The organism is Archangium sp., assembly GCF_036388035.1.
Lineage (GTDB): Bacteria > Myxococcota > Myxococcia > Myxococcales > Myxococcaceae > Archangium.
In genome coordinates, this window is sequence record NZ_DASVSO010000647.1 from 1 (window position 1) to 4,118 (window position 4,118).

The following is a 4,118-nucleotide window of genomic DNA, read 5'->3' on the forward strand; positions in this document are numbered from 1 at the left end:
AACGGGGTCCGCCGCTACCAGCACCCGGGCCTGTGGGCCGCCTTCGAGCTCATTGGCGACTTCCGCTGAGCGGCCCCGCCACGTAGATGACCTTGTCGCCGGACCAGGCGGGATCGAACCGATCCCAGGTCCCGCCATCGGCTACGGGCTGGAACTCACAGAGCTTGCGCTTCGGCGCTCCCGGCTCGGTGACTCGCAGCTGCCGCGGGCCGCACAACTGCCGGGCGGGCTCGATGGTGCTCAGCTCCTGGGTGCCCTTGACGGTGGCGGGTTGGAGGGTGCGCAGCGCGTTCACCTCCTCTTGCGTGGTGGGCTGCGTGGCGGCCTCGGAGAACCCACCACTGCCCAGGTCGGCGAGTCCGATGAGGGGCACCCCTCCATCCGTGCGCTCGCGTACGACCACCAGGTGCCGCGCGCTGCCCGGCGTGAGTCCCAGGAGGGCGCTGAACCCCGAGCCCTCCACGAGCCTGCGGGCCTTCTCCGGGGCTTCCACCAGCCAGAGCCCGTCCTCGCGGATGACGACGATTCCCGCATCACCCGCCTGGAGGGGAGAGCGGCACCCCTCGCAGTGCCAGAGCACGGACTCGGTCCCGGTCGCGCAGTCCAACCGCATCAGGTACGCCCCCGCGGGCCTCTCACAGGAGCGGGGCCTGCTCAGGCTCCCCATCGCGCGCTTGTCCAGACCGAGCAGCTTGCCGAGCCGCTCGAGAAACCCCGGACCCGCGGCCAGGGCCTGAAGGGCGAACAGGGTGACACCCGCGCAGACTCCGAGGCGGAGGAGGTTTCGGTTCATGGGCCACCCGTCGAGCAGGCTTCGGCCAGATAGCGCTCGACGCTCAGGGGCCTGCTGGCGGGAACGCCCAGCCGGTGGGCCGCGAGCTCCAGCTGCTCCTGCCACGAAAGTTCGTTCGATGAGTTCGATGCCATGGGCTGTGCTTCCCTGGAGGCGTGGGGCGGTCAGCGCCTCGGCTGGCCGAAGGCACCCGGCTGCACGGGCGCCGCGCCCATCAAGTCGTTGACGGCGACGGGGCAGCGGTCCACGACGTTGGGGTCCGCCAGCAGGGCGCCCTGGGACCAGTCGCGGTCCTGGAAGATGAGCGCGTCGCGGAGCTCCACGTCCTCCACCGCCTTCTTGAAGGCCCAGAAGCGCCCGCGTACCATCAGCCGGCTGCCTTTCGGGATGCGGCTCAGGTCCAGGTACTGCTGGGGCGCGAGCCGCGCGGAGATGTTGACGACGGGGCGCTTCGTCGGTGTGCCCATGATGTTGAGCTGCCCGGCGTTCGGGTCTTCCGGGTACCACACCATCCTGGCCACGGCGGTGAGCGGCTCCTCCTCCACGGGCTCGCCCTTGCGCTTCTTGGGCTTCTTCTTCGGCTTGTCGAGCTGCACGTCGAGCAGCTCCACGCCCCCGAAGGCCACCTGCCGGTCGAGGTAGTTCTCGCGGAACATCTTGTCGGCGGAGGCCGCGGCGGTGGCGTTGGCGCGGCGGACCTCGATCTCATAGCGCTCGCGCAGGGCGGGGAGGGTGAGGAAGAAGCTGTCGAGGGGCTGGAGGCCCTCGGAGATGAAGCGCAGCTTGCCCACGTCGATGGTGAGCACCACGGGCCCGAGGGCGGACGCGGTCTGGAGCCAGGGCTGGGGCAGCTTGCGGTCGATCAACACGCGCCGCACCATGGCCACGAGGTAGGCGTTGGCCTGGAAGCGCGGGGTGCTGAGCTGCGTGTTGAGCGCCTGGACGAGCTGGGGATCCAGGTAGAAGTTCTCATCGCGCTTGTGGAGCATGGGCGCCGTCTCCCCGAGCAGCGTCAGCAGCCCGCCGAGGAGCTGGGCACAGCTCGGGTCGTTCGTCCCTTGCGAGAGGGCGCGGTACAGGCCCGTCTTGAGGAAGCGGCGGTCGAAGTCCTCTTCCTTGAGGTTGGGCACGTCGTTGCCGGGTCCGAAGAAGACCTCCGGCTGGGCGGCGGCGGGCAGGGCGAAGAGGCAGAGGACGAGTGCGAGGAGGGAGGATCGCATCGCGCCGCAGGTTATCACGCCGGGCGGCCGGGCTCCTCGGGAGAGATGAGGAGGATGAGGGCGGCGGCGACCAGCTCGAGGCCGGCGGCGATGGCGAAGAGGCGGTGGCCGCCGAGCCAGTCATAGCCGGCTCCGGCGGTGGCGTAGCCCACGAGGCCCCCGAGCCCGAAGGTGATGGCGGCGAAGAGGGCCTGGCCGGAGGCGCGCAGGTGGGGCGGAACGCGGCGGGACACGAAGGCGATGCTGGCCACGTAGAAGGCGCCGAAGGACATGCCGTGCAGGAGCGAGAGGGCGGCGATGACGGTGGGCGAGGTGGCCACGGCGAGGCCCGCCCAGCGCAGGGCACTGCTGGCGAAGGCGAGGGCCAGGAGGTGGCGGGGGGTGATGCGGTGCGCCACGTGGGGGTAGAGGAACATCACCCCCAGCTCGGCGGCGACTCCGAGCGCGGCGGAGCTGCCCACCACCGAGGGCGGCAGGCCGAGCGACACGACGAAGATGGAGAAGGTGCCGTGGTAGGGGGCGAGGGCGATCCAGTGGAGGGTGGTGCCGGCGAGCAGCCAGCACAGGTCGCGGTTGGCGAGGAGCTGGAAGCCAGCGAGCGGGTGGACGGGCTCGGCCTGGGGACGGGGGCCGTCGCGGAGGGTGAGGCTCCAGAGGGTGAGCAGGGCCAGCAGGACGAAGGGGACCCGCACGGTGGCACGGCCCACGGAGTCCACGGCGAGGCCGAAGAGGGTGGAGGAGAGCACGAAGCCGAGCGAGCCGAAGAGGCGCAGGTGAGCGTAGGAGCCACCGGCCCGGGCGACGTGCTGGAGGGCGAGGCTGTCCACCAGGGGGGTGATGGAGGAGGCGAAGAAGGCGTAGGCGACGAAGGTGGCGACGAGGGCGGGGAAGCGGTCGACGAAGAGCAGGGGAGCGAAGCCCACGCACGCCCCCATGGCGAGCAGGGTGAGGACACGGCCCGCTCGCCCGGTGCGATCGGCGAGATGACCCCAGAAGTGGGGGGCGACGAGTGCCAGCAGGGGGCTGATGGAGAGCAGCAGGCCCACCTGGGTGACGGAGAGCGTAAGGGATTCCAGGTACGCCGGGAGGAAGGGCAGGACGATGCCCGTGATACTGAAATAGAGGGCGTAGAAGCCGATGAGGGGGAGCCGTCCGGCGGCCTGGACAGGAGGCATTGCGTCGAGGGGGCGCTTAGCACGTCGGAGTGCCTTTTGGTCTGTCTGCCCCGGCGGCTTTTGTGTACGTTGCCCGGGCCATGTCGAACCCGGAGAATCCACAGCCAGTCACCATCGCTCAAATCCAGAGCGAGGCTGATCTGTTTCAGGCGCTCGCCATCCGCGAGGTGGTGTTCATCGAGGAGCAGCACGTCCCCGAGGGCATCGAGCGTGATGCCGAGGACGCCAAGGCGTACCACGTGCTGGCGTTCCAGGGTGGGCACGCCATCGGAACGGGGCGTCTGGTGATGTTGAACGAGCCGCCGTCCGGAGAGATCGGGACGTGGGCGCAGATCGGCCGTATGGCGGTGCTGAAGGCCCACCGCAAGGCGCGGGTGGGCGCGCTGCTGTTGACGACGCTGGAGGACGAGGCGCGTCGGCGGGGCGTGAACGGCATCCTGCTGCACTCGCAGCTCTACGCCCTCGAGTTCTACAAGAAGCAGGGCTACGAGCCTCAGGGCGCGGTCTTCCAGGAAGCGGGCATCGACCACCTGGAGATGCGCAAGAAGCTGTAGCCCCGGGCCGACCGCTCAGCGCCTGCGGGCGCGGAAGAGCGCGTAGCCGACGCAGCGGGTGCTGATGTCGATCGCCTGGCGCCAGACCGTGTCCAGCATCTCCAGGGGAATGCCTGGCAGCTTCTGCCGGATCTCGTCCATCCTCGCGTTCAGGGCCTCGCGCGTCAGCGGCGTCGTCCTCGCGGTGTTCGAGGAGATGTCCATCGTCTCCTCCAGCTCGAAGCCACTCGAGCGGATGAGCTCCTGGTGGTCCTTGAGGGAGAAGAGGTACCCGGCGTGGAACACCTGCCGGTAGAACTGCTCCTCCTCGGGCGACATGGGCTGGGTGGTGATGAAGTTGGCGACGAGGAGCTGCCCCCCCGGCTTGATGCAGCGG

Annotated in this window: 5 protein-coding genes; 1 reads left to right on the top strand and 4 read right to left on the bottom strand. The window is 69.7% G+C overall.

Annotated features, from left to right (window positions below):
• Positions 1 to 49 precede the first annotated feature (49 nt).
• The 3 genes from VF697_RS26535 to VF697_RS26545 form a co-directional block, all read right to left on the bottom strand.
• A complete protein-coding gene (locus tag VF697_RS26535) occupies positions 50 to 793 on the bottom strand; it encodes a hypothetical protein (RefSeq protein WP_331099512.1) in 744 nt (247 codons plus the stop codon).
• Positions 794 to 957: 164 nt separating this feature from the next.
• Positions 958 to 2,013, bottom strand: coding sequence for a hypothetical protein (locus tag VF697_RS26540; protein WP_331099513.1), 1,056 nt, complete (start codon positions 2,011 to 2,013; stop codon positions 958 to 960).
• Positions 2,014 to 2,027: 14 nt separating this feature from the next.
• On the bottom strand, positions 2,028 to 3,188 hold the full coding sequence (locus VF697_RS26545; RefSeq protein WP_331099514.1) for an MFS transporter: 1,161 nt from the start codon (positions 3,186 to 3,188) through the stop codon (positions 2,028 to 2,030).
• 80 nt (positions 3,189 to 3,268) lie between these two features.
• On the opposite strand from VF697_RS26545, the gene VF697_RS26550 reads away from it, so the two are divergent.
• Positions 3,269 to 3,742, top strand: a complete 474-nt coding sequence (locus tag VF697_RS26550) for a GNAT family N-acetyltransferase (protein WP_331099515.1) — start codon at positions 3,269 to 3,271, stop codon at positions 3,740 to 3,742.
• A 15-nt stretch (positions 3,743 to 3,757) separates the two neighbouring features.
• Here the strand turns inward: VF697_RS26550 and VF697_RS26555 are convergent.
• Positions 3,758 to 4,118 (bottom strand): hypothetical protein (locus VF697_RS26555; protein ID WP_331099516.1); only part of this gene is annotated, 361 nt, incomplete at its 5' end.

Bases quoted from the DNA above. Each gene is read 5' to 3' on its own strand.
- VF697_RS26535 (WP_331099512.1), bottom strand. From the start codon at position 793: ATGAACCGAAACCTCCTCCGCCTCGGAGTCTGCGCGGGTGTCACCCTG.
- VF697_RS26540 (WP_331099513.1), bottom strand. From the start codon at position 2,013: ATGCGATCCTCCCTCCTCGCACTCGTCCTCTGCCTCTTCGCCCTGCCC.
- VF697_RS26545 (WP_331099514.1), bottom strand. From the start codon at position 3,188: ATGCCTCCTGTCCAGGCCGCCGGACGGCTCCCCCTCATCGGCTTCTAC.
- VF697_RS26550 (WP_331099515.1), top strand. From the start codon at position 3,269: ATGTCGAACCCGGAGAATCCACAGCCAGTCACCATCGCTCAAATCCAG.